Annotated in this window: 32 protein-coding genes; 24 read left to right on the top strand and 8 right to left on the bottom strand. The window is 70.1% G+C overall.

Features of this window, described 5'->3' with window-relative positions; genetic code table 11:
* Positions 1-7 precede the first annotated feature (7 nt).
* The 9 genes from WG212_RS08665 (at position 8) to WG212_RS08705 (ending at position 8,575) form a co-directional block, all read left to right on the top strand.
* A complete protein-coding gene (locus tag WG212_RS08665; protein WP_337186692.1) occupies positions 8-217 on the top strand; it encodes a hypothetical protein in 210 nt (69 codons plus the stop codon).
* Positions 218-220: 3 nt separating this feature from the next.
* On the top strand, positions 221-1,021 hold the full coding sequence (locus tag WG212_RS08670; protein WP_337186693.1) for a hypothetical protein: 801 nt from the start codon (positions 221-223) through the stop codon (positions 1,019-1,021).
* 9 nt (positions 1,022-1,030) lie between these two features.
* A complete protein-coding gene (locus WG212_RS08675) occupies positions 1,031-1,459 on the top strand; it encodes a hypothetical protein (protein ID WP_337186694.1) in 429 nt (142 codons plus the stop codon).
* The gene (locus WG212_RS08680) at positions 1,459-2,139 is read left to right on the top strand and encodes a hypothetical protein (protein ID WP_337186695.1); all 681 of its coding nucleotides are present in this window, start codon (positions 1,459-1,461) and stop codon (positions 2,137-2,139) included. The genes WG212_RS08675 and WG212_RS08680 overlap by 1 nt, the downstream gene beginning before the upstream one ends.
* 39 nt (positions 2,140-2,178) lie before the next feature.
* Positions 2,179-2,583: a hypothetical protein gene (locus WG212_RS08685; RefSeq protein ID WP_337186696.1), complete on the top strand. Its 405-nt coding sequence runs from the start codon at positions 2,179-2,181 to the stop codon at positions 2,581-2,583.
* 196 nt (positions 2,584-2,779) lie between these two features.
* Complete coding sequence (locus WG212_RS08690) at positions 2,780-3,610, top strand: DNA adenine methylase (RefSeq protein WP_337186697.1); 831 nt, start codon at positions 2,780-2,782, stop codon at positions 3,608-3,610.
* 211 nt (positions 3,611-3,821) lie between these two features.
* Positions 3,822-4,577 carry a hypothetical protein gene (locus WG212_RS08695; RefSeq protein ID WP_337186698.1) on the top strand — a complete coding sequence of 252 codons (756 nt, stop codon included), beginning with the start codon at positions 3,822-3,824 and terminating at the stop codon, positions 4,575-4,577.
* Positions 4,578-4,580: 3 nt separating this feature from the next.
* Positions 4,581-5,444 (top strand): hypothetical protein, encoded by an 864-nt coding sequence (locus WG212_RS08700; RefSeq protein ID WP_337186699.1) that lies wholly within the window; start codon positions 4,581-4,583, stop codon positions 5,442-5,444.
* Positions 5,441-8,575, top strand: a complete 3,135-nt coding sequence (locus WG212_RS08705) for a hypothetical protein (RefSeq protein ID WP_337186700.1) — start codon at positions 5,441-5,443, stop codon at positions 8,573-8,575. Before WG212_RS08700 ends, WG212_RS08705 begins: the two co-directional genes overlap by 4 nt.
* On the opposite strand, the gene WG212_RS08710 is transcribed toward WG212_RS08705, so the two are convergent.
* Complete coding sequence (locus tag WG212_RS08710; RefSeq protein ID WP_337186701.1) at positions 8,565-9,281, bottom strand: PEPxxWA-CTERM sorting domain-containing protein; 717 nt, start codon at positions 9,279-9,281, stop codon at positions 8,565-8,567. The genes WG212_RS08705 and WG212_RS08710 overlap by 11 nt on opposite strands.
* A 202-nt stretch (positions 9,282-9,483) precedes the next feature.
* Between WG212_RS08710 and WG212_RS08715 the strand changes: the two genes are divergently transcribed.
* From WG212_RS08715 to WG212_RS08765, 11 genes are all read left to right on the top strand, one after another.
* Positions 9,484-10,005 carry a phage baseplate assembly protein V gene (locus WG212_RS08715; RefSeq protein ID WP_337186702.1) on the top strand — a complete coding sequence of 174 codons (522 nt, stop codon included), beginning with the start codon at positions 9,484-9,486 and terminating at the stop codon, positions 10,003-10,005.
* Positions 10,002-10,385, top strand: a complete 384-nt coding sequence (locus WG212_RS08720) for a GPW/gp25 family protein (protein ID WP_337186703.1) — start codon at positions 10,002-10,004, stop codon at positions 10,383-10,385. The genes WG212_RS08715 and WG212_RS08720 overlap by 4 nt, the downstream gene beginning before the upstream one ends.
* Before the next feature lie 18 nt (positions 10,386-10,403).
* A complete protein-coding gene (locus WG212_RS08725; protein WP_337186704.1) occupies positions 10,404-11,537 on the top strand; it encodes a phage tail sheath subtilisin-like domain-containing protein in 1,134 nt (377 codons plus the stop codon).
* Between the two features lie 79 nt (positions 11,538-11,616).
* Positions 11,617-12,126 carry a phage major tail tube protein gene (locus tag WG212_RS08730; protein ID WP_337186705.1) on the top strand — a complete coding sequence of 170 codons (510 nt, stop codon included), beginning with the start codon at positions 11,617-11,619 and terminating at the stop codon, positions 12,124-12,126.
* A gap of 46 nt (positions 12,127-12,172) precedes the next feature.
* Positions 12,173-12,490 carry a phage tail assembly protein gene (locus WG212_RS08735; RefSeq protein WP_337186706.1) on the top strand — a complete coding sequence of 106 codons (318 nt, stop codon included), beginning with the start codon at positions 12,173-12,175 and terminating at the stop codon, positions 12,488-12,490.
* Positions 12,491-12,498: 8 nt separating this feature from the next.
* The gene (locus WG212_RS08740) at positions 12,499-12,630 is read left to right on the top strand and encodes a hypothetical protein (RefSeq protein ID WP_337186707.1); all 132 of its coding nucleotides are present in this window, start codon (positions 12,499-12,501) and stop codon (positions 12,628-12,630) included.
* 12 nt (positions 12,631-12,642) lie between these two features.
* Positions 12,643-15,024, top strand: a complete 2,382-nt coding sequence (locus WG212_RS08745) for a phage tail tape measure protein (RefSeq protein WP_337186708.1) — start codon at positions 12,643-12,645, stop codon at positions 15,022-15,024.
* A gap of 2 nt (positions 15,025-15,026) precedes the next feature.
* On the top strand, positions 15,027-15,458 hold the full coding sequence (locus tag WG212_RS08750) for a phage tail protein (protein WP_337186709.1): 432 nt from the start codon (positions 15,027-15,029) through the stop codon (positions 15,456-15,458).
* Positions 15,458-16,447 (top strand): contractile injection system protein, VgrG/Pvc8 family, encoded by a 990-nt coding sequence (locus WG212_RS08755; protein ID WP_337186710.1) that lies wholly within the window; start codon positions 15,458-15,460, stop codon positions 16,445-16,447. Before WG212_RS08750 ends, WG212_RS08755 begins: the two co-directional genes overlap by 1 nt.
* Positions 16,448-16,526: 79 nt before the next feature.
* Positions 16,527-16,829 carry an ogr/Delta-like zinc finger family protein gene (locus WG212_RS08760; protein WP_337186711.1) on the top strand — a complete coding sequence of 101 codons (303 nt, stop codon included), beginning with the start codon at positions 16,527-16,529 and terminating at the stop codon, positions 16,827-16,829.
* Between the two features lie 11 nt (positions 16,830-16,840).
* Complete coding sequence (locus WG212_RS08765; protein ID WP_337186712.1) at positions 16,841-17,194, top strand: hypothetical protein; 354 nt, start codon at positions 16,841-16,843, stop codon at positions 17,192-17,194.
* Here the strand turns inward: WG212_RS08765 and WG212_RS08770 are convergent.
* From WG212_RS08770 to WG212_RS08800, 7 genes are all read right to left on the bottom strand, one after another.
* Positions 17,191-17,367, bottom strand: coding sequence for a hypothetical protein (locus tag WG212_RS08770; protein ID WP_337186713.1), 177 nt, complete (start codon positions 17,365-17,367; stop codon positions 17,191-17,193). The genes WG212_RS08765 and WG212_RS08770 overlap by 4 nt on opposite strands.
* Positions 17,364-17,795 (bottom strand): hypothetical protein, encoded by a 432-nt coding sequence (locus WG212_RS08775; RefSeq protein ID WP_337186714.1) that lies wholly within the window; start codon positions 17,793-17,795, stop codon positions 17,364-17,366. The genes WG212_RS08770 and WG212_RS08775 overlap by 4 nt, the downstream gene beginning before the upstream one ends.
* A gap of 4 nt (positions 17,796-17,799) precedes the next feature.
* Entirely contained in the window at positions 17,800-18,114 is a 315-nt protein-coding gene (locus WG212_RS08780) for a hypothetical protein (RefSeq protein ID WP_337186715.1), read from the bottom strand.
* 464 nt (positions 18,115-18,578) lie between these two features.
* Positions 18,579-19,415 (bottom strand): hypothetical protein, encoded by an 837-nt coding sequence (locus tag WG212_RS08785; protein ID WP_337186716.1) that lies wholly within the window; start codon positions 19,413-19,415, stop codon positions 18,579-18,581.
* A complete protein-coding gene (locus WG212_RS08790) occupies positions 19,412-19,879 on the bottom strand; it encodes a hypothetical protein (RefSeq protein WP_337186717.1) in 468 nt (155 codons plus the stop codon). The genes WG212_RS08785 and WG212_RS08790 overlap by 4 nt, the downstream gene beginning before the upstream one ends.
* Before the next feature lie 768 nt (positions 19,880-20,647).
* Positions 20,648-20,926 carry a hypothetical protein gene (locus tag WG212_RS08795; protein ID WP_337186718.1) on the bottom strand — a complete coding sequence of 93 codons (279 nt, stop codon included), beginning with the start codon at positions 20,924-20,926 and terminating at the stop codon, positions 20,648-20,650.
* Complete coding sequence (locus tag WG212_RS08800) at positions 20,923-21,147, bottom strand: helix-turn-helix transcriptional regulator (RefSeq protein ID WP_337186719.1); 225 nt, start codon at positions 21,145-21,147, stop codon at positions 20,923-20,925. Before WG212_RS08800 ends, WG212_RS08795 begins: the two co-directional genes overlap by 4 nt.
* Here WG212_RS08800 and WG212_RS08805 point away from each other — a divergent pair.
* The 4 genes from WG212_RS08805 to WG212_RS08820 all read left to right on the top strand — a co-directional run bounded on the left by WG212_RS08805 (position 21,146) and on the right by WG212_RS08820 (position 22,537).
* The gene (locus WG212_RS08805) at positions 21,146-21,574 is read left to right on the top strand and encodes a hypothetical protein (RefSeq protein ID WP_337186720.1); all 429 of its coding nucleotides are present in this window, start codon (positions 21,146-21,148) and stop codon (positions 21,572-21,574) included. The genes WG212_RS08800 and WG212_RS08805 overlap by 2 nt on opposite strands.
* Positions 21,575-21,591: 17 nt before the next feature.
* Positions 21,592-21,888 carry a WYL domain-containing protein gene (locus WG212_RS08810; protein ID WP_337186721.1) on the top strand — a complete coding sequence of 99 codons (297 nt, stop codon included), beginning with the start codon at positions 21,592-21,594 and terminating at the stop codon, positions 21,886-21,888.
* A gap of 220 nt (positions 21,889-22,108) precedes the next feature.
* Positions 22,109-22,378: a DUF2312 domain-containing protein gene (locus WG212_RS08815; RefSeq protein WP_337186722.1), complete on the top strand. Its 270-nt coding sequence runs from the start codon at positions 22,109-22,111 to the stop codon at positions 22,376-22,378.
* A gap of 3 nt (positions 22,379-22,381) precedes the next feature.
* The gene (locus WG212_RS08820) at positions 22,382-22,537 is read left to right on the top strand and encodes a hypothetical protein (protein WP_337186723.1); all 156 of its coding nucleotides are present in this window, start codon (positions 22,382-22,384) and stop codon (positions 22,535-22,537) included.

Here is a 22,537-nt window from a genome sequence, read left to right on the forward strand (position 1 = left end):
CCGATCCATGAGCCGGAAGTCCGAAGCGCCCCCGCCCGAAACCGCGCCCGCCGTGCCCGAGACCTTCGAGCCGGACCGCTTCTACGCCGTCGACCTGGCCCGGCCGGTCCCCTGGCGCGGCCGCATGCTGTCGCCGGCGCACAATCCGCTCGAGCTGCGCGGCGACGTGGCCCAGGCGGTGCGGGACAGCATCGCCGCGGCGAAGCCCATCGGCTAGCCCATGGCCGACCGCAGCGCCGTCTACCGCGTCACGAGCCAGACCCGGCTCACGCCCAAGGAGCTGAACCGCCGGTTCCTGGACATCAACGCGCGCCTGGATCCGCTCGAGCTCCAGCGGCTCACCGAGGACGAGGCGATGGCCGTCGTGCTCGATCGCGTCCTGTCGCGCTCCGAGGCGGTGATCGCCAGCCTGCGCGGGCAGCTGCTGGCCATCACCCAACTGCAATGGCTCACCGCCACGTCCACGACGCCGGCCGCGCTGGTCGAGGCCGGCGAGCTCTACCTCACCGTCGACGCCACGAACCGCGAGCTCTTCGCGCCGGGCCCCTTCGCGATCCTGACCCGGGCGGCCACGCCGGACGCCTACGCCGTGGTCCGCACCCTCGCCTATGACCGGCTGACCGGGCAGTGGGATATCAAGGTCGAGGCCCTGGCCGGCCTCGAGGGCGAACACGACGACTGGCTGATCGCCGCGATCGCCGGCTCGACCCTGGCCCAGCTCACCCTCCTCGAGGAGGGCCGCGCCGTCCGCGACGCCACCCTCGCCGCGGCCGAGGGCGTCGCCGGCGTCGGTGAGCAGCTCGCCCTGGTCGAGGCCGCCCGCGACGATGCGCTCGGCTACCGAAACCAGGCCGAAACGCACCGGAACGACGCCCTGGCGGCCGCCGAAGCCGCCGGCCTGGCCCGCGACGACGCCCAGCTCGCCGCCGCCTCGGTCGAGCTCGAGACCATCCTCGCCGCGGCCGCGGCCGCCGACACCGTCACCCTCAGGCGGGCCCGCGCCCTCGCCATCGCACTCTAGGAGGCTCCCTTGGCCAATCCCGACGGCGCGGATCCGCGCTTCACCCAGGAGGTCCGCACCGCCAGCGCGCTCTGGGCGGCGGCCACCACGGCGAAGACCACCCTCAAGGACACGGTCAACGCCGTGCTGCTCTGCCAGTTCGGCCCCTTCGGCGGCCTCATCACCGGCCTGAAGGCGCTCCCCCTGGCCACGGTCACCGGCCGCGCGCTCTATCTCCTTCGCCGCCGGCCGGATGTGGACGGCGCCACCGACGCCCACCTGGCGCGCAGCGTCACCCTGCCCGCCCAGACCCTGGCCACAACCGGCGGCATCACCGCCACCGCCTTCCCCTTCAGCCGCGACGAGCCCCTGAAGGGCGAGCCCGACGAAGAGATCTGGGTGGGCGTGGCCGTCACCGGCATCGACGTGGCCTTCGACGCCGAGATCGAGGACTTCTGATGCCCCGCGGGATCGGCGCCTACAGTCCCGCCCTGCGCGGCCAGGTGCGCGCCGATCCCGCGCCACGGCCGCGCGATCGCGGCCTCGATCCCCGGCGGCGGGCGGATCGGGCCCGGCGATACGACATCTATGCGCCCGGGGCCTTCGACTTCGAGGCCCAGGCCTCCGGGTGGCATGTGGTCTATGTGTTCGGGCCGGGCGGCTACGGCGGCCTCTCGTTCGGCACCGCCGCGTCGGACGGCGGCGGCGGCGCGGCCGCGCGTTGGCGGCTCTGGCTGGACCGGGGCGATCGGTTGACGGGCCTGGTCACCGCCCACACCGCGGCCACGACCGTCACCTTCGCCGGCCGCACCGTCTCGGCCGGGCCGGGCCAGACCGGCGGCGCGGGCTACACGCCCGGCGGGTCGGGCGGGTCCGCCGCCGGCGGCGACCTGAACCGGACGGGCGGCCAGGGCGCCGGATCCCTCGACCTGGACGACGACCCCGATACGCCGGACGGCCCCGCGACGGGGTCCTATGGCGAAGGTGGCCTGGCCGTGGTCGGCGGCGGCGCGGGCTTCCTGGACGAGATCCCCGATCGCACCGCCGGCCGCGGCGGCTTCGGTTGGGCGGGCGCCCCGGTCGGGATCGACCAGCGCGCGCCCGAACCGGGCGGCGTCGTGATCACCGGCCCCCACTGACCCAGACCCCACCAACCCAGACGCCTCGAAGGAGCGCACATGAGCCTCTATCAGAAGATCCAGGTGTCCACCGGCGATCCGGTCGGCGCGCCCGGCCCCCTGCCCGCCAACCTCGTCGGCCTGGCCGACGCGGACCTCGCCGACCTGTCCTGGGTGGCGGCGTCGGAAGGGTTCGCGGACACGGGCTTCGTCCCCGTCGCCGGCGACGGGGCCGCCGGCGGCCGCGTGATCACCCTGCGCGAATGGATGGAACGCCTGACCACGGAGGAGCTCGTCGCCATCGAGACCGCCGCCGACGGCGACGCCGCCATCCGCGTCTGGCTGCGCTACCTCTTCGCCGGTCCCACGGTGAACCTCGACGCGCCCCGCCTTTCCGCCGCCCTCGCCGACCTCGTCGCCGCCGAGCTGCTCACCTCCGAGCGCGCCGACGCGCTCCTGGCCTGACCGGCCCCGGACTTGTCGGGACGCCCCGCCTGGCCGACACTGGCGGCCCGCGATTCGCCACGCGGTGTGTGAGGGGAGGTCCAGGCGCGCCAACGCCTGAACCGCGGGAATTGCCCCCCGCCCCTTGCGTCTCCCTAGGGCGGCGCTCAGGTCCCCTGCCGCGCGACGGCAGGGTGCAAAAGCGAAGATTCTCAACATGGAGTCGAGTCCCCTCGTCCCGGTCGCGTCCGCGCGCCCGATCGCCGGCTATGTCGGCGGCAAGAAGAACCTTTCCCGCCGGATCTGCGCCAGGATCGACGCCACGCCGCATCAGGTCTTCGCCGACGTCTTCGTCGGCATGGGCGGCGTGTTCCTGCGCCGCACCTCGCGACCGCGCCAGGAGCTGATCAACGACGCCTCGCGCGACGTCGCCAACTTCTTCCGGATCCTGCGCGAACACTATGTCCAGTTCCTTCAGGTGCTCCGCTTCCAGCTCGCCACCCGCGCCGAGTTCGAGCGCCTGGTGAAGGTCGATCCCGAGACGCTGACCGATCTGCAGCGCGCCGCCCGCTTCCTCTACCTCCAGACGCTCGCCTTCGGCGGCAAGGTGATCGGCCGCAACTTCGGCGTCTCGTGGGGCCGGCCGTCTCCCTTCAGCCTGGCCCGCCTCGAGCCGATGCTCGAGGAGTTGCACGAGCGCCTGGATCAGGTCTGGATCGAGAACCTGGACTTCGAGGCCTTCATCCGCCGCTATGATCGGCCCGGCGCGCTCTTCTACTGCGATCCGCCCTATTCCGGCTCCGAGCACTACTACGGGCCTGGCCTGTTCTCGCCGGCCGACTTCCAGCGCCTGGCCGACACGCTTCGTACTCTGAAGGGCCGCTTCATCCTGTCGATCAACGACACGCCGGAGATCCGCGACCTCTTCGCCTGGGCGGAGGTCGAGGCCGTCGAGCTCAACTACACCCTGAGCCAGGGCGTCACCCAGGCGCGTGAACTGATCATCGCGAACGAGCCGTCCTCGGCCGACATAGTCGGTTCCGGCTAGGCTGAAGGCCCGCGCCCGGGCCCGATAGACGGAGGTGTCTAGGGTGGCCAGCGCCCGCGGCCATAGACGCCGCCGTCTAGGCCGGATTCCGGGAACGGCGCGCGTCCGCCTCTGTCGGGGCGCGGGGCCGTCCCGACACGTCCGCCGCGTCCGCAGCGGCGTCTCTCGCCATCGTGGTCGCCTCTCCGGCGATGATGGGTGCGAGCGCGCAATGGCCAAGGTCAAGATCGAGTGGGTCAAGCTCGGGCGCTTCGGCGAGACGCGCGACCCGGCCGTGCTCGAGGAGATCGTCGGGGAGCCCCAACTGCTGGACGCGATCGGCGCGGAACCCCGTCAGAGCGCCGCCGCCCCGGCCTGGCCCGCTGAGAGCCGCCAGACCGTCGATCGGGGCTTCGCCCGGGTCACCGTCCTGGAAGGCGCCGTGCTCATGGCCTGGGGGCCGCCCAATCTGGTCGATCCCACCCTGGGCATCCTGCACTTCGCGGGCGGCGGCGCGGCCTGTGTGAGCCTGCGCACGGGGCACCGCGTCGCCTTCATCGCCGCCGAGGAGGCCCCCGCCGGGCCCGGCGGACTCGCCACCGAAGCCACGCTGAGCGAGCTCGTCCTCGCCGCCACGACCCAGGTCGTGGCCCTGCCCCCCCGGCCGCGCCGCACCGACCTCGAGGCCTTCCTCGTCCGCACGCCGTTCGAGGTCGCGGGAGCCGACGCCGACGAGCTGCTGGCCGCCGATGGCGAGAAACGCCATTTCGTCTACGCCGGCTGGCTCCAGAGCGACATCGATGTCGCCATCACCTTCCTGAGCGACGGGGACGGGATCGTCCCCCCGATCGACCTCAAGGCCGGCCAGCTCCTCGACCTGGGCGACCTCGAGGAACCCCAGATCTACACCGCCGCCGGCGAGGCGCTCGGGCTGCACAAGAGCACGGCGGCCACCATCCGCGGCGTGATCTTCACAAAGGCGGTCTGACTGATGCGGATCATCTCGCCTCCGGCCGCGGTTGGCGGTGGCGCCGTCGACATCGACACCGCGTACGAGTCCTTCGGCAACGCCGCGGCTAAAGGAACTCAGATCGTCTCTGGCGCGGCCCACACCAAGGGGGCCTGGACGCAGCTCGTCGCCAGCGGCGTCGACGGCGCGGTTGGGAACCATTTGACCGGCTTCACGATCACGGCCTGCGAAGCGGGCAGCTCGACCACCCGTGGACTGATGGACATCGGTGTCGGTGACGGCGACGGCGGCACCACGGTGCTGATCCCCAACATCTCCGTGATGGTGGGGACGGTCGGTGTCTTCAGCATCGCCTTCGACGGCCTCAACCTGGCGGCCGGCCAGAAGCTTTGGGCCCGCTGGCAGTCGCAGGGCAGCGGCGCCACGATCTGGGTGCGCGGCGAGGGCGAGATCCGCACCCCCGCCCACCCGCCGGGCTTCGCCATCTGCGAGCTCCTCGCCGGCGGAACCGCGAACTCCGTCCCCAACTCGGTCGACCTCGCCTTCGTGGCCGCGCCCGACACCGGCTGGACGACCGTCGCGGCCCTGCCGCACGATGCCGGCGCGTTCGTCGTCAACCTCGGTCTTCGGGCCAACGCCGGAACCTCGTTCTCCCCGCAACGCGCGGTCCTTCGGCTGGGCTACGGCGGCGTCGGCGCGGGCGACGCGGTCAAGGTCCACGACAGTCCTGTCGAGGTCTCCGGATCGGGTCCCTACTTCCGCAGCCTGGTGGCGCGGACGATCCGCAAGGCGTTGCCGGCCGGGACCCGCATCGCCTGCGAGGTCTACGCCGGCGCGGCGGGCGACGTGGCCGCGCCCCAGGTCTGGGCCCTTCGCGCCGCATGAATCGCTGGCGGCTCCTGACCCTGACCCACGGCCCGGGCGGGGGCGGCGCGCCCCCCGCGCCGCCGGCCTACCTCGCCGCGCCCTACGTCTCCGGCGTGGCGCGCGTCGGCGGCCTCCTGGTCGCCCATCCGCCCGTCCCCGCGGTCGGCACGTCGATCGCCTCGGGACCCGTGTGGACCTGGGCCGACGGCACGGTGATCGGCGACGGGCCGACCTACGCGCCCGAGGGCGATGATTTCCTCAAGCACGTCCGGATCGCCTACGTCCTCCAGAAGGGGGGAGCCATCATCCAGGTGCTGAGCGCCCTGGTCGGCCCGATCGCCGCCCCCGTCGGCGACGGCCAGGCGCACGACCTGGTCGAGACCATCCTGGGCCATGGTCACAACTATGGGTTCGACCGCGAGGTGCTCGCCGGCCACTACGTGTGCGGCCAGCAGATCTTCGTGCTCAAGGACCGGGAGTTTGCCTGGCTGGGGACCGACGTTCCGAGCGTACAAATCCCCGCCGCGGTGGCCTTCACCGACGGCGCGGGCATGCACCACGCGCAGGGCAAGCTTTTCTGGGCCAACGGCGCCGAGATCGACCCGTTCCATCCTTTCTATGCCGATCCGACGAATGAGTTTTCTGATGGCCAGGGGATCGATCACCTTCTGGCCCATCCCATCAATGCCGGCGACGACGCGCCGATGCCGTGGCTGGGTGAGAAGTACAATGTTGACCCGGGTTTCGCCGGGGCGATGACCATCACGCCCGAGCAGCCCGCGTTCACGGTCGTCAAGAGTGAGAGGCTTACCGGCCTCACCACGCCGCCCACGGGTCTGAGCTGGCGGATCTTTCAACGCTTTAGTGTGATCCACTTCGTGGACGAGATCCCGCCGGTCGGGGCGATCGCGCCGTCGTCGGTTTCGCACGACAAAACGAGCTACATCACCGAGGATATGCTCAGCACGTCCGTCTGGGCGCCCGGATTCACCCTGCCGGCTGGAATGCGGACGCTCCAGCAGAGCGTCGACGCCCAAGTCTTCAACAGCTCGTTTCAGCCGTTTTTCGGTCAATTCGGAGAATATCAGCGCCTCTTCGCGATCAACCCGGTCCTGGGTGAGAGCAGCGGCTACTCGCGGGATTATGCCAAGCAATGGGCTAATCATCTCTTCGCCATGCATGCGGAGGGTGACACGCCCTTGCGCCAGGCCGAGATGATCCGGATCGCCACCTTTGGCGAGCAGCTCCGGGGCCTATCGCGGCGCATGGTCTGGGGGCGCAAGGTTGGGACGGGGCAGAGCGGCAATGTCGGGGCCGGTCAGAACGCGGGGTATATCCAGTTCCTCTTCTATCTGGGAATGATGGTGCATGAGCACCTACCCGAGGTGTTCGACGACGTCTTTGCGTTGCTTTCCAACGAGCTGGAGCAGACCGGGATCGTCCCGCCCGAGTTGGTCGGAACCTCGGTTTGGCCGTCAGGTACGAGCGGATTTGCGCATACGACCGCGCGGCACGACGACGTTGGGCGCTACCATTGGACGCACAGCCCCAATACGCCTGCGGAACCTTTCAAGCCGCAGGCGCGACATCACTTCATCTTCCCGGCCAACTACGAAACGGAGAGCGCGGGCCAGGCGAACCAGCCCTGCATCTACGCCATGTCTATCGCCCGTGGAGGGCCGGATGGACAGACTGGCGCACAGGTCATCACGGGCGGTGACACCCTGGCTGAAGGGACTCGCAAGCCCCACGTCATCGGCTACGCCGACCGATACCGCCGGACCGTCACGGGAAGGCAGCCCTGGCAGATCGGCTTCGAGACCATCCTCGCGAACGTCTATCGCCAGATCTATGACGCCACCCGTGATGATTGGGGTGTCGATCGCTGGCTCGCTGCACCGGACGGCATTACGCCCGAGTACCAGAACCAGGGCGCGTTTCTCTGGCCCATCGAGAACGGATTTGCCTATGATTTCTCGGACCTAGGCTCCTCGGACCCCTCGGCTACGTCCTGTGATCTGCACTATGCCCTGGACGAGCGGGACTGGCAGCATCTCTACGATCAGCCCCTCACGGGCGAGGTGACCGGGCTCCCCGCCGGGGTGGACATCGCGGTGCAGTACCAGCGACGCAATGCCTATGGCCCCGGTCCAAAGTCGGTGAACCACAATCGACGGGTTCAGGACACTTGGGTCGGCAATCCCACGGGTCGCCGCATGTGGGTCACCACGCAGGGCACGCCCTCGGGCGAACCGGTCTGCGTGTCAGCGCCGAAGCTGTTGCGCGATCGGTATCCCGAGTGGTGGCACTTCGAGATGGAGTCGATCGACGGCGAGACCCTCGACATCGAAGCCGGGTCCATCATCCACGCCGGTCGCGGCATGTGGACGGGCGACATCTCGGCCGGTTTCGAGGAACCCCAGTGGCAACGCGACGGCGAGGATATCCCTGGCGCGGTCGGCTGGAGCCGGGCGATCGCTGCGGATGACTTGGACTCGGTCACCTTCGGCTATGTCCTGACGCCCGTGGGCGGCGGTGATCCTGTGGCCTCCGACACCGTCGCGATCCCGGCCCGACCCGCGCAGCCGCCGGGTGTTCACTTCGAGCACGACATGGGCTGGTCTCTACAGGCCTACTATCCCGGATTCTGGGCGTCGCTGCTCTCGGACAGTAAGCAGGGCGCAGCCGACGTTCCGATTACGATCAGCCACCGGCCCACGACGACGATCTATGACGACAACGGCGACGCCCTGACGACGGGTATGGTGAGGGCGCTCAAGTCGAATTCACAGCCCTCGTTGATTGCCAACCTGGCCGCCGACTACCCCGTCGTGTCAGGTCGAACTTACCGGGTGACGGTCGACCTCGTGATCGAGAGCTATCGCGAGGATCTCGATGTGCAGACGCGCATCATCCTCAGCGGATCGAAGCACGTCTCCAATGCCGGCACGGTGACCGGCCACCTGGCCGGCGGCTACACGGGCAACATCAGCTCGATCCCCAAGCCGAGGATGACCCGCTACACGTTCGATGTGGTGGCCACCTCGACCCAGCTTTGGCTGCGGGTCTGGGTCGTCACCGGGGCGGGTGGCACAGGCGGCGGCAACCCCCAGATCGGCTACGCCAGGGTCGAGGACATCACGCCGTAGCGGCGCGGCGCCGCAGCGCCGCGCCGGCCAGGCCGAAGCCCCCGATCATCAGCGCCCAGGTCGCCGGCTCGGGAACCAGACCGGGCGTCTCGGCGATCGCGAAGGTCAGCAGGGCGTCGAACGAGGCGGTGGACTCCCCGGGCTCCCATTGCCCCCGGTTGAAGTATGCCTTCAGGTTGAGGTTGTAGACGCCGGGAGCCAGGTCGACCATCCGGCTGCCGCTGCCGGTAATGTCGCCGCCGGCGAAATCGCTCAGGCTGGTCAGCTCGAAGCCGCTCCAGGCCAGCGTCAGCGTCGAGGCCCGGTCCAACTCGAAGACGTAGTACATCGAGGTCGTCATCGTCGAGAGCGCCCGGAAATCGTCGTCGGCATAGAGCGTGCTGGTCGCCAGCAGGCGCATCTGGCCGCTCGCCAGGTCGTCGAAAGTCAGCTCGGTGAGTACGGTGACGTCGCCAGTCGCCTCCCCCCGCCCGTCCGTGGCCGCCGCGCTCAGCGCCTGGCTGAGCACGTGGTCGGCGGCCGTCAGCGCCTCGCCGAAGTCGAAGTCCAGCGCCTCGTCATTGACGGTGTTGACCTCGCTCTCCTTCCACACCTGGATCACCGAGGTGACCTCGCTGTAGCTCTCGATCGCCGTCACCGCCGCCTGCGTCGCGCCGGCTGACAGCGATAGGGCCGCGGCCGCGGCCGCCAGGAGAAATGTGCGCATGAGGTCCCCTCCGATCGAGGCCACAACCCTCGCGTGAGGTTGAGCTTGCGTCAACCGGCCAACCCCTGGAAAGCGAACCCGCCGTTCCGCCCTCGCCTCATGCGTGCCCTTCTCCGTCCATGATCTCCGCTCTGTCGGGACGCCTCGCCCTCCCGACAGCCGCGGCGCGCCCGCCCGCGCACGGCTCGCCATCGTGCCGGCGATGCTGGATGCCCCCACGATCGACCCGCACGAGACCGAGCGCCGCGCCTTCGACATCGCGCGTTGGGCCACTGTGGAGGCGCGCGAGGGCAAGCGCGTGATCGTCCGCGCGGGCGAGGTCTTGAGCGGCCCTATCCCTTGGTTCGCCTTCCGCGCCGGCGAGACCGTGATCTGGTCGCCGCCCTCCAAGGGCGAGCAGGGCCTGCTCCTCTGCCCCGAGGGCGAGATCCGCCTCGGTCTCTTCTTCCCCGGCGTCGAAAGCACGGCCTTTCCCCTGCCCGAGGGCCAGGCCGAATCCATCCGCTTCAAGGATCTGGCCCGCCTCTCCTACGACCCCGAGGCCCACGCCCTCGACGTCGCGCTGCCGCCCGGCGGCAAGGCCTCCATAGCCGCCGACGTCTATGTCGCCGGCGACCTGCGCGCCTCGGGCGACGTCGTCGCCGGCGACATCAGCCTCCGCGGCCACCCCCACAAGGACGTCCAGCCCGGCGCGGGGCTCAGCGGCGGCCCGATGCCGTCATGAAGTCGTTCTCCCTCGCCCGCCTCGCGCCCATCGAGGGGCCACAAGCCCTGTCCGAGGCGATCCGCACCGTCCTCTTCACGCCCGTCGGATCGCGCGTCGGCCGCCGTGACTTCGGCTCCCTGCTGCCCGAGCTGGTCGACCATCCCGAGAACGCCGCCACCACGGTGCTGCTCTACGGCGCGACTGCCCTGGCGCTGCTGCGCTGGCTCCCTCAGTTCCGCCTGGCCCGGACGTCGATCGAGCACCTGAGCCCGGGCCAGGCCCGGCTCCGGGTCGAGGGGCGCGACCGCACCGCCCCCGATCCCAACGCCCTGCTGGCCTTCGCCTTCCCCATCCGCCTGCCGGCCGGCGCCGGCGCGGCCATCCCCCAGCCCGCCTGACGGCTCCAGAGGTTCACCATGGCGACCTACCATCACGGCCTGAAGTTCACCGAGTCCGCCGAGGGCGCGCGCTACCTGCGCGAGCGCAGCCAGTCGATCCTGGGCCTGGTGGGGATCGCCGCCGACGCCGACGTGGACGTCTTCCCCGCCAACACCCCGGTCCTGCTCACCGACGTCCGGGGCGCGATCGCCAAGGCGGGCGCGAACGGAACCCTGGCCGCGTCCCTGCAGGCCGTCGCCGACCAGGCCGATCCGGTCGCCGTCGTGATCCGCACCACAGCCGGCGCGGGTGGCGAAGGCCAGCCCACGACCGAGGACAATGTGGTGGCCGCCGTCGAGCTCATGCTCACCGCCCAGGCCGCCCTGGGCGTGCGGCCCCGCGTGCTGGGCGCACCCGGCCTCGACACCCAGGACGTCGCCGGCGAGCTCGCCGCCGTGGCCGCCCAGCTGCGCGGCTTCGCCTACGCCTCGGCCGCCGGCGACGGCGCCGACACCGTCGCCGAGGCGGTGACCTATCGCGGCGAATTCTCCGCCCGCGAGCTGATGCTGCTCTACCCCGACGCCCGCCGCGCCGGCGTCACCGTCCAGGCCGTGGCCGCCGCCATGGGCCTGCGCGCCCGCATCGACCAGGCCGCGGGCTGGCACAAGACGATCAGCAACGTCGAACTCCGCCGGATCTCGGGCGTCACCCAGCCGCTGACCTGGGATTTCGAGAGCATGGAGACCGACGCCGGCGTGCTCAACGCGGCCGATGTCACCGCCCTGATCCACAACAACGGCTACCGCTTCTGGGGCAACCGCACCTGCAGCGACGATCCGGTCTGGGCCTTCGAGTCCTCGGTGCGCACCAACGCCGCGATCAAGGACATGATCGCCGACGGGATCCAGTGGGCCGCGGACCTGCCCCTTCACCCCAGCCTGGTCCGCGACATCCTCGAGATGATCAACCTCAAGGGCCGCGAACTGATCCGCGCCGGCCGGCTGATCGGCTTCGAGGCCTGGTACGACGCCGAGGACAACACGACCGCCGCCCTCGCCGCCGGCAAGCTGCGGCTCCGCTACCGCTTCACCGACACCCCGCCGCTCGAGGATCTCGGCGTCGTCGTCGCCAAGACCGACGACTTCTTCTTCGACTTCGCCGCCCGGATCTGATCCGGCCAACCCCCGTCCCCCGTCCCTCGCCGCCCGACCCTCGCCGCCCGCCCCTGCAACGACCCGTTAGGACTGACCGATGAGCCGCCTGCCCTCCGTCCTGAAGATGATGAACACGTTCGGCAACGGTGAGAGCTTCATCGGCCAGGCCCAGAAGCTCACGCCGCCCAAGCTGGTGCTCAAGACCGAGGACTTCGTGACCGGCTTCGGGTCGGTGAAGCTGCCCACGGTGCTCGAGGCCCTCGACATCGAACACACCTACGCCGGCCCCCTGCCCCGGGCCATCACCGCCGGCTTCGGCTCGGCCGGCCTGGGCCGTGAGCTGCTGCGCTGGGTGGGCTCCTACCAGGACCAGGACACCGGCCGGCCCCAGGCGCACGAACTGGTCGCCGTGGGCACGCACCTCGAGCTCGAATTCGGCGACCAGGAGGTCGGCTCCAAGGTCGAGTCCAAGGCCATCACCCACGCCACCTACTTCAAGTGGTCGGTCGACGGCCAGGTGCGCTTCGAGATCGACGTCCTGGAGAAGATCTTCGTGGTCGATGGCGTCGATCGCTACGCCGAGATGCGCGCACAGATCGGCCTCTAGGCCGCCGTCGCTGCCGCCATCCACCTCAGAAATCGGAGAGAAGCCTTTGGAAACCCAGAACACCGGCGCGGAACTCAACCCCGGCGTGGTGCTGCTCGAGCAGCCCATTTCGCGCGGCGAGCAGGTGATCGGCATGCTCGCCCTGCGCAAGCCCAAGGCCGGCGAGCTGCGCGGCCTGAGCCTCTCCGACCTCCTCAACTGCGATGTCTCGGCGATCATCAAGGTGCTGCCCCGCGTCAGCTCGCCCCCGATCACCGAGGCCGAGGCCGACGACATGGACCCCGCCGACCTCACCGCCTGCGGCTCGGAGATCGTCGGTTTTTTGCTGCCGAAGGGCGTGAGGGCGGCCTTCCAGCCGACCTAGAGGACGCCATGGCCTACGTCCTCGCCGTCCTGCCCGGCGTGGGCCTCGACCAGCTGGACCGCATGGGCCTGGCCGAGCTGGGCCGATGGGTCGAGCGCGCCGCCCGCTTTGACCGTCAGCGTAACGGCCCGCCCAAATAACGGATTGGCCCGATGAACGACCGCGAGCTCAAGATCCGCATCCTGATGTCGGCCATGGGGAACGCCGCCGGGCCCATCAAGAACCTCGCCCAGGCGTCCAGCAAGGCCAAGCGCGACATCCGGGAGCAGGAGAAGGCGCTCCGCGACCTTCAGCGCACCAGCGCGCGGGTCGAGAGCTATGACAAGCTGCGCGGGGCCATGGGCCAGACCCACGCCACCTGGCGCAAGGCCCGCACCGAGGCGAGGCGCCTCGCCGCCGAGGTCGCCGGAGTCGAGAAGCCCACCCGCGCCCAGACGCGAGCCCTGGCCGCCGCCAACCGCGAATCCGAGAAGGCCCGACAGACCTACCAGCTGCAGACCCAGCGGCTGCGCACCCTGCGCAACGAGGTCCGCGAGGCCGGCGCCAGCACCCGCCGGCTGGCGGCCTATCAGACCGAGCTCAACATGAAGCTGGTCGGCGCCAACCGGGCGCTCGAGCGCCAGCGCGAAGGCCTCGACCGGCTCGGGCAGGCGCAAAACCGCGCCTACGCCGCCCAGGCGCGTGCCGGCAAGATGCGGGACGCCTCCGGCCGCCTGGCCATGGGCGGCGCGATCGCCGTCGGCGCGGGCGCGGCGATCGCGTCCCCGGTCCTCGGCGGCCGCGGCCAGGCCAACGAGCTCGAGACCCGCCTGACCGACATCGCCCAGAAGGCCGACCTCGGCCGCGCGGCGGCGCGGAACATGGGCCGCGAGCTCATCGCCCTCTCGCCCAAGGTCAACCAGGCCGCCGTGGATCTCGCCGCCGGCGTCGACGTCCTCGCCGGCATGGGCCTCGATCCGCGCCAGGCCATGCGCGCCATCGGCCCGATCGCCCGGGTGGCCACCGCCTATCGGGCTGAGATGGCCGACGTCTCCGCGTCCAGCTACGCGGCGATCGACAACCTCAAGGTCCCGGTCGAGCAGTTGACCCGCGTCCTCGACATCCAGGCCTATGCGGGCAAGGCCGGCGCCTTCGAGCTGCGCGACATGGCGCAATACTTCCCGGCGCTGACCGCCAGCTATCAGCGCCTGGGCCGCGGCGGCGTCCGCTCGGTCGCCGACCTGGCCGCCGCGCTCCAGATCACCCGCAAAGGCGCGGGCGACGCCAGCTCGGCCGCCACCAACCTCGAGAACGTGCTCCAGAAGATCAACGCCCCCCAGACCATCAAGGCCTTCGAGAAGGCGGGAGTGAACCTGCCCGCCGCCATGAAGCGCGCGGCCGAGGCCGGCAAGGATCCGCTGGAGGCCATCGCCGAGATCACCCGCGACACCCTGGGGGGCGACATCAGCCGCCTGGGCTTCCTGTTCCAGGACAGCGAGGTCCAGAAGGGCCTGACGTCCCTCATCCAGAACCTGGACGAGTATCGCCGGATCCGCGACGGGGCCATGGCCGCCGGCGGCGTGGTCGACGCCGACTTCGCCGAGCGCCTGAAGGACGGCGCCGAGGCCGCCCGCCAGCTCCAGGTCAACACCCAGCGCCTGCAGATCCAGCTCGCCGTCGGCGTCCTGCCGACGATCAACAACCTGGTGCGCTTCGCCGGCGACGTGGCCGAAGCCATCGGATCCTGGGCCGCCCGTCACCCGCGCCTCGCCGGCCTGCTGGCCAAGGGCGTGCTGCTGGTGGGCGCCCTGGTCGCCGGCGTCGGCGCCCTGGCGTTGATCGCCGCGGCGATCCTCGCGCCCCTGGCCGCCCTCACCCTGGTCGCCGGGGCCCTGGGAATCACGGTGGGGGCCATCGCCTTCCCGGTCCTCGCCGTAGTGGCGGTGCTGGGGATCCTCGGCGTCGCCGCCTACCGCGTCTACACGCAGTGGGACCACACCAAGAAGCGGTTCGCCGAGATCCTCGAATGGTTCAAGGGTCTGCCGGCCCTGATGGTCGAGATCGGCAAGGCCGCCCTGGACGGCATGATCGCCGGCATGAAGTCCCGGATCGCGCCGCTGGTCGCCCTGGTCCAGATGGCGGGGCAGCTGTTGCCCAAGGGGATGAAGCAGGCCCTCGGGATCCGCTCGCCCTCCCGCGTCTTCGCCGCCATCGGCCTCGACACCATGGCCGGCCTGGCGTTGGGCCTCGATCGCGGGCGCGCCCGCCCCCGGGCCCGCCTGGGCCGCACCGCCGCGGCCATGGCCGGCGGGTTCGGCCTGGTCGTCACGCCCGCCGCGGCGGGCGTCCAGTGCGGCGGGCCGCCCGCCGGGCCCGGGCGGGGGCCGCCGCCGGCCTCGCCGCCGATCGCCATCACCATCCACATCCACAACCCGGGCCCGGGCGTGGACGGCCAGGCCCTGGGAAGCCAGGTCGCCGGCGCGGTCCAGCGCGCCCTGGGCGGCGCGGGCGGCCCATCGCGCCGCTCGTTCGGCAACGACACCGACGGGGATTGACGATGGCCCAGCTGCTGGCGCTCGGCGTCTTCCCCTTCTCCCTGCCCAACCTGGCCTTCCAGGATCTCCAGCGCCGGACGTCGTGGCGGCATGGCCAGACGCCCCGCTTCGGCCGCCGGCCGGCCACTCAGTTCGGCGGGCCGGACGCCGACAAGATCACCTTGTCGGGCATGGTCATGCCCGGTCTGCTGGGCCGCCTGGGCGCGTTGGACGAGCTGCGCGAGATGGGCGACACCGGCGCGGCCTGGCCCCTGGTCACCGGCTACGGCGAGATGTGGGGCGCCTTCGTCATCGAAAGCCTCACCGAAGGCCGTCAGATCTTCCTGGACGACGGCGCGCCGCGCCGCGCCGACTTCACCGTCGAGCTGCTGGGCGTGGACGAGGACGACGTGCGCGACCGCACCCTTCCCGCCGGCCTCAGGATCCGCGGCTGATGCCGGCGCCCGCCATCGAGATCCGCCTGGACGGCCGCGACCTCACCGACCGCCTGCGGCCGGTCCTCTCCACCCTGACCCTCAAGGAGGATCGCGACAGCGACGCCGACGAACTCGAGATCGTCCTGGTCGACAAGGGCCGCACGCCGCTGCCGCCGAAGGGCGCCGTGATAACGCTCGCCCTGGGCTACCAGGGTCGCCCGCTGACGCCCAAGGGCACGTTCCGGATCGACCAGCGCGGTCTCTCCGGGTCGCCCGACATCATGACGCTCAAGGCCAGGTCCGCGAACTTCACCGCCGACCTGACCGTCCGGCGCGACCAGACCTGGCGCGGCGGCACCCTGGGCGACGTCCTGGGCGAGGTCGCCGCGCGCCAGGGGCTCCAGGCGGTCATCGCCCCCGAACTCGCCGCGCTGGCCACGCCCCTGGTGGATCAGAGCCGCGAGAGCGACGCCGCCCTCGTGCGCCGTCTCGGCCGCCGTCACGACGCGGTCGCCACCATCAAGGCCGGCCGCCTGCTGTTCGCCCCGATCGGGCGGGCGGCCTCGGCGGGCGGCCTGGCCCTGCCGGACTTCGAGATCCGCCGCGCCGACGGCGACCAGCATGTCTGGGAGGAGGCCGACCGCGACAGCTACGTCGGCGTCTCCGCCCGCTGGCATGACGTGGACGCCGGCGAGACCCGCACGGTCCAGGTCGGCGGCGCGGACGATCAGGGCCGGCGCAAGCGCATGCGCAAGACCTATGCCTCCGAGGCCGACGCGCGCCAGGCCGGCCAGGCGGAGGTGGGCCGCCTGCGCCGGGGCGCGGCCACCTTGCGCTACGCCCTGGCCGTGGGTCGGCCCGACCTATTCCCCGAGCGCCGCGGCCGCGTCACCGGCTTCGGCCATCCCGAGATCGACAGCCAGGCGTGGCTGATCGCCCGCGCCACCCACACCTGGGGCGACACCAGCGCCACCACGGCGATCGAGCTGGAGACCGCGGCGCCTTAGCGCGTGGCGACGTCCGCCCCTATCAATCACGCCGAGGTTGTGGATAAGTGTTGGCGGGGCTCAGGTTGGGGCGAGTACAATGGCTTTGAAGCAACACAATTATCGACGTCTGACGATGAAGTGCCCGCACTGCGAAGAGCAGGCGATCGTTGAGGACAGCCGGCCGGTCACGCGCATCTGTCGCGACATGTACTTCCGTTGCAGCAACCTGCATTGCGGGTTCACGTTCAAGGCCCAGTTGGCGGTGATCAGCGAGATTTCGCCCAGCTCGGCCCCGCATCCGGGCGTCCACCTGCCCAAGTCCCCGCCGCGCCGCCGGGCCGGCAAGCTCGTGCCCGCCAACGACAACGACGGCCTGGCCGTCGCGCCGCCGGCCGCCTGACGTCCTGCCCCATGCGCGCCGCCTACCGCCAGGTCCGCACCATCGCCCAGCGCTTCCTGGCCCTGTACGAGCCCCACCTTCCCCCGCCCGAGCTCGCCCGCGCGCTGGCCGCGTGCGCGGCCTTCATCGCCGAGCGCGTCGAGATCGATCCCGACGACGCCTACGACGTCGCCCTCTCGGCCTGGTCGGAACGGTCGGGCCGCGCCACCCGCTGCTACGTCGACCTCGACGTCTCCACGCCCTGGCTAGTTTTCGTCGCCGACCCCGAGGCCGGCACGCGCTACCCGATCCCCCTCGCCGACCTGGTGCGCATGCTGGGCCCGCGCCTGGTCACGCAGGACGGCCGCGGCGCGGGCGAGGGCTAGGCTAGGCCGTGGTCGCGGATCAAGGCCAGCAGCACTCGCCCCGTGTTCCCCGCGTCTTTGCCGGCTTCCCAGCCCCGCAGCGTCGAGAGCGGGACATCCCAGTGCCGCGCCAGCGTCTCGGCGGTCCAGCCCAAGCGGGCGCGATAGGCGCGGATCGCCTCGGCGACGGTCATGGCGGCAAGCCCTCGAATGCGCGCTTGAAATAGGCGGTACGACTGTCCTGATCGCCATCGAACAACCCCTCCAGATCCTCGACGGGGATGCAGATTTGGGCGTGATGGAGCCGCCGCAGCAGGCGGGCGAACAATAGGTAATTGCCGCGGCAGGCCTTCAGGTCGTCGTCAGTGCGCACGACCCGGCTCCTGGTCTCAAGGGCGGCGTTCAGCCTGGCGATCGACACGCCGATCGGCAACGCGCCCCTCACGCCGCGCTTGTGCAACGCCGCGTTCAGCGCACACCCCATGACGAGGCAGCGGGCCGCCTCGTCCTCCATGTCGATAACGGGGAGCATCAGGCCGAACGCCTCGTCCGTACCCGACATGACCTGGAGGAGTTCCGTGGGCTGGCGAGGGAGAAATTGCTTGATGTGGGCGCAGGTCATGGCGCTAGACCAGCATCTGGCCGGCGTTGATGTCGGCGGCGAGGTCAGACCAGCGCTCTCCCGACGTCTCGACCGACTGCAGGACGAACTGGTCGTTGATCACTCCGACCACGCCACCGTCGACCGTCACCAACCGCCAGGCGCTGCCGCCATAGACGCGGTTTCCGGCGTAGCCGTGGATGCGGCGGCCATCGGCCTCCTCGTCGCTCAGGCGGCGCACGGCGCTGGCCAGGGACCTCCCGGTCACCCGAGCCCATGATTGGACGACGCGCCACTCTTCCTTCGAGCCGAAGGTGCGGGTCTGCAGTTGCATTTGCATGGTGTTCTCCGACCCCTGTCCGGCGAGGCGCCCGCATCGGTGTGTGCCGATGAAGAGAACTTATCATACATGATAAGTTCGCCAACCCGTCCCGCGAATATTTTCGGGCGCTGCGCGACGGCCTGCGCCAGCGGCATAGACATCCCCGGCCATGGGGTACTCGCGCCTTCAGCATAGCCGCAATCGACCATGGCGGCCGACTCGTCCACGGCCCGCCCCAGCGCCTAGTTCGATCCGCCGGAGGCGGAGCGAACGGAGCGCGCCTCGTCCCGATGGCTCCGAAGGTCCGCGGCGCGGAAGGGCCGTCAAGGTCGCGCGAAAGCGCGCCTCGCGGACGCGAGGTCGCCTTGGCGGGCCTGAGCACCGCGGTAGGCTGTTCACATCGGGGGGAGAACTTGTGGGCCGCAAGGCCCACGCCGCATTCGGAAACCCTTCAGATAATCATATGCCCGCGCTTGAGCGCCCTAAGGGAACTCGCGCTGAATCGAGGCCTTCGCCCCTGTGGATGACGCCTCGACCCCGTCGCCCCACTGGGCCAGCGCTTCCTTGAGGCGGAGGCGTTGGACGAAGAGCGCCTCGACGGCCGCGGGCGTCCGGCAGCTCGCGAGATTGGCCAGGAACTGATTGTCCCGCCGCTTCGCGGCCAGGTCGGCCTCGACCTCGGCGGTTCCCCGTCGGACGGCCCGCGCGGCCTCGGCGGCGTGTTCCTCGGCCGCATCGTCCACGTCCACATCGTCGGGCGGCGGCGGCCGACGCGCCTTCCAGGCCGCCATCAGCTCGCCGGCCGCGTTGGGCAGCTTCAGGCGGTAGAAGTTCGACGTCTGCTCGACCTGCGGCTCGGCCGCGCCGGGCGAGCCGACCCGCACGAATCGTCGGTCCCATTCCAGCCAGCCGCCGGCGGCGAGCTGGTGGATGCAGTTCACCGCCGTCCGGTAGGCGCACCCCACGGCCTCGGCGATCTCCTTACAACTCGGGAAGATCCGGCCGGTCTGCACGGCGTAGTACATGAGGTAGTCCAGGACATCGCCGGCGAAGATCGAATAGGTGGGCGTCCCGTCGGGCCTCAGGCAGCCCCGCCGCTTACCCCTCACCCGGCTGTCCTTCGCGTGCCGGCGGAAGGCGTTCATGCGCGCCAGGCGCTGGGCGGGCTTGAGGAAGGCCTGCGGCTCCCGCGCCACGGCCTCGCGGCTGGCCACGCACCCCGGCTTGTCGCCCGCCTTAGGCCGCCGCCGCACCTTCTGGTTCGTCCGGCCGTCGGCGTCGCGCGACGGCCAGGCGCGCAGGGTGGCGACGGCGCTCATGCCCCGCCCTCCCCTTCGCCTTCGCCGCCGCCCGTCTCTCTGGGCGCCGCCCGGCTTCGCCGGTTCATCGCCTCGCGGACGTCGGACACCTGGGCTTCGAGCACCACCAGCTGGGCCTCGACCTGCAGCCGCTCGGACGCGGTCAGCTCCCCATCTTCCAGCGCGACGCGCAACAGGCGCATCACCTCGACGCCGGCCTCGGCCGTCTCCATGCCCTCTTCCATCAGCCCCTTGGGCATCGGCGCCGCCGGGCGGGCCTTGGCGATCGCCGCCGAATAGAGCGGCTCACCGGCGTAGGCCTCCAGGTCGGCCATCACGTCGGCCGGCATGAAGGACTCGTTGTCGGGATCCTGGATCTCTTGGAGCCTGGACTTGCCGAGGCGGCAGTTGTCGGCCGCCCGCTCCAGGCCGCCGCAGGCCTTGATGAGCAGGCGCGCCAATGTGGCGTGCGTCTTCGAATGCACGGAAACCCCCTGGGTGTTTCCGGCTGACCGCCCGCGTGTGCGCGTTCACCGTCCCCGCATGGGGGACGGTGGGCGCACCTCGCCGCTGACGCGGGCGCAAAAGGCCTCACCCGTCGCGGCGGGGCCGGACGGGGGGCTTCGACGGCCCGCGTTGCCACGTTCCCCGTGCGTTCCTATGTTGGGAGCGCAAGGAGCCGCGCGGCCTGAGCCGGATGCGTGGTGTTCGGTGCGTCGCCTCAGGCCCGCGGGGGCCGCCCCGCAAGGGGTTCCCTCGGCCTCGTGGGACCTGAGTGCGATCGCGGATTTAGGGCTGGGCCGGTCTCATCCGGCCTGGCGGCCGAGGCGCTCGCGGTCGCGGCACAGGCGCGCCAGCAGTCGGCGGCGCCACCGGACCTGGGCCCAGGTGGCGGACGGACGGCTTTCAGACAGCAGGAAGCAATCGTTAACGGGCGTTAACGACGCGGGACGCAAGGCGCCTGTCGGTGCGAGGGCGGGGTGACGCGCCCTCCCCATCCCTATGACGTGAGTCGACGCCGGCGGCAGCGCTTGCACGCGCCGGCGATGCGGGTGACGGATGCAGGCGCTCGGCTGCCGCCGGCGGCCCCGGGTCGGGGGTCGGCCCAGCGGCCGGCGTCACGCCCGGCGCAACCCCGGCCGGGCCGCTTGCGCGACTCGGCCGGGCGCATTCCCCTGAGGTTTCCGACCAACGGGGGGAATCGCAGGTGCGCGAACAGGCCGACATCAAGCCGTTCAGGCCGCGCTGAGAGGTTAGGCAACACCGCCCTCCTCCCGCGCCAGTTCGCGAAGAGCGAGATCCAGCGCCTTGTAGGGCGGGACCGGTTCGAGCTTCGGGTTCCAGTAGACACCGACGCTGCCCAGGAGCTCCCGCAACCGGTCTTCATCGTCTCGACGGCGGTCAGCGTCGGCCTTTTCGGCGATGAGCTGAAGGATCTGCGCTTCCTGAGCGGATGTGAGCAGCCGCGGATGCAGCAGCACGACCAGCAGGACGAGTTGCAGGACCAGGATGGCCGCCTGGGCCCAGCTCACGGCCGGACCTCGGCGGCAATGAACTCGCGGACGTCCGGGCAGATCTCGACGGCCGGCACCGCGCCACCCGACCAATGCTGAATTCTCAGAGCAAGCTTGACCGGAAAGCGGACCTTTCCGGTCTCAAGCTGCGAGATGTAGCTCTTGGATGTCAGGCCGAGTTCCCTCGCGCATTCTCGCTGCGAGAGCCTTCGGTGCTTCCGATAGGTGGCAAGGTCCATGGTGACCAAGAGTTCGATTCATTCGAACTTTATGTCAACCCATGGAAGTTCGACCCAGCCGGACGACGAAGCTGGCCAAAGTTCGCACAATAAGAACGTGTCCGAGTCCGATGACCCAGATTGGCATTTGCGGGAGTGGCTAGTTCACTTCGAGAAGAAGCAGGCAAGCTTGGTCAATGAACTTGGGTGGGACAAGTCCAAGGCGCACATCATCTGGCACAGCAAGCAGCCCTATCGTCGTGACATAGTTAACGAAGTGGCGGCCTGGCTTGGTATTCGGCCGTTTGAACTGTTGATGTCGCCAAGCGAGGCTATGGCCTATCGACGTCTGAAGGAGACGGCTGCGCTCATTACGGCCGAATCAGCCGCATCCGCCGAACCTGGCGGCCAAGCTGGACCGTCCGGAAGTCTGAGCCGAGCCGCCTAACAGAGGGGACGCCAAGCATGCTCTTGGCATTCGGCATCCTCATGACCCTCATCGGCGGCGCCTTCATAGTGGCCATCATTCTCTATGTCTCGAATTCGGATACTGAGCCGGCGCTCCACTTCACCTACAGGAACGCGAGTGGACAGACGTCAGATCGCATTGTGAGAGACTGGCATCAGAACGGTGACTACATCATCGGGTTTTGCTGCGAGGCGAACGCCGAGCGGACTTTCAGGCTAGATCGGGTGATCGCTTGGCAAATGGGATCTGAGCGACACGTCCTCCTTCCCGAAAAGGAATCAGGCGCGGGCTAGCCATCTACAGGTTGTGAAAATCCAGAGTCACAAGCTTAGCTTTGGCGCTACGGTTCTATTTTATCGAACCTTTTGGTTGACAGTGAGTTCGAATTTCTCGAACCATTGTCGCGTCCACCTGGGCCGGGCCGGATTCGCGCGTTGCGGAGGGGCAGCCGTTCTCCAGGGTTAGTCAGGCCTCAGGCCCGCCTCGGGTGGACACCCAGAGGGGAGAGCCACCATGGCCGACGACGCATCCGCACATCCCGACGTCCTGGGGGCCAACGCCCAGGGGCAGTTGAAGAGCATCATCGAGCGCGTGGAACGCCTCGAGACGGAAAAGTCGGAGATCTCCGAACAGATCAAGGAGGTCTTCGCCGAGGCCAAGGGGAACGGCTTCGACGTGAAGGTGCTCCGCCGCGTGATCCGCATCCGCAAGATGGACCGCGCCAGGCGCCAGGAAGAGGACGCCATCCTCGACCTCTACCTCTCCGCGATCGGCGAGGTCTGAGCGATGCTGCTTCCCGACGACATCAGCAAGCTCCTGCAGGACGCGTGTAGCGACCAGACCGACGACGACGCGATCTACGACGCCGTCCAGGTCCTCGCCGACGACGAACAGTTCTGCCTGGCGCTGGCGGAAGAGCTCAATCACCGGTTCGGGGCCTGA

The organism is Phenylobacterium sp. (genome assembly GCF_037189685.1).
In the GTDB taxonomy this organism is placed as follows: domain Bacteria; phylum Pseudomonadota; class Alphaproteobacteria; order Caulobacterales; family Caulobacteraceae; genus Phenylobacterium.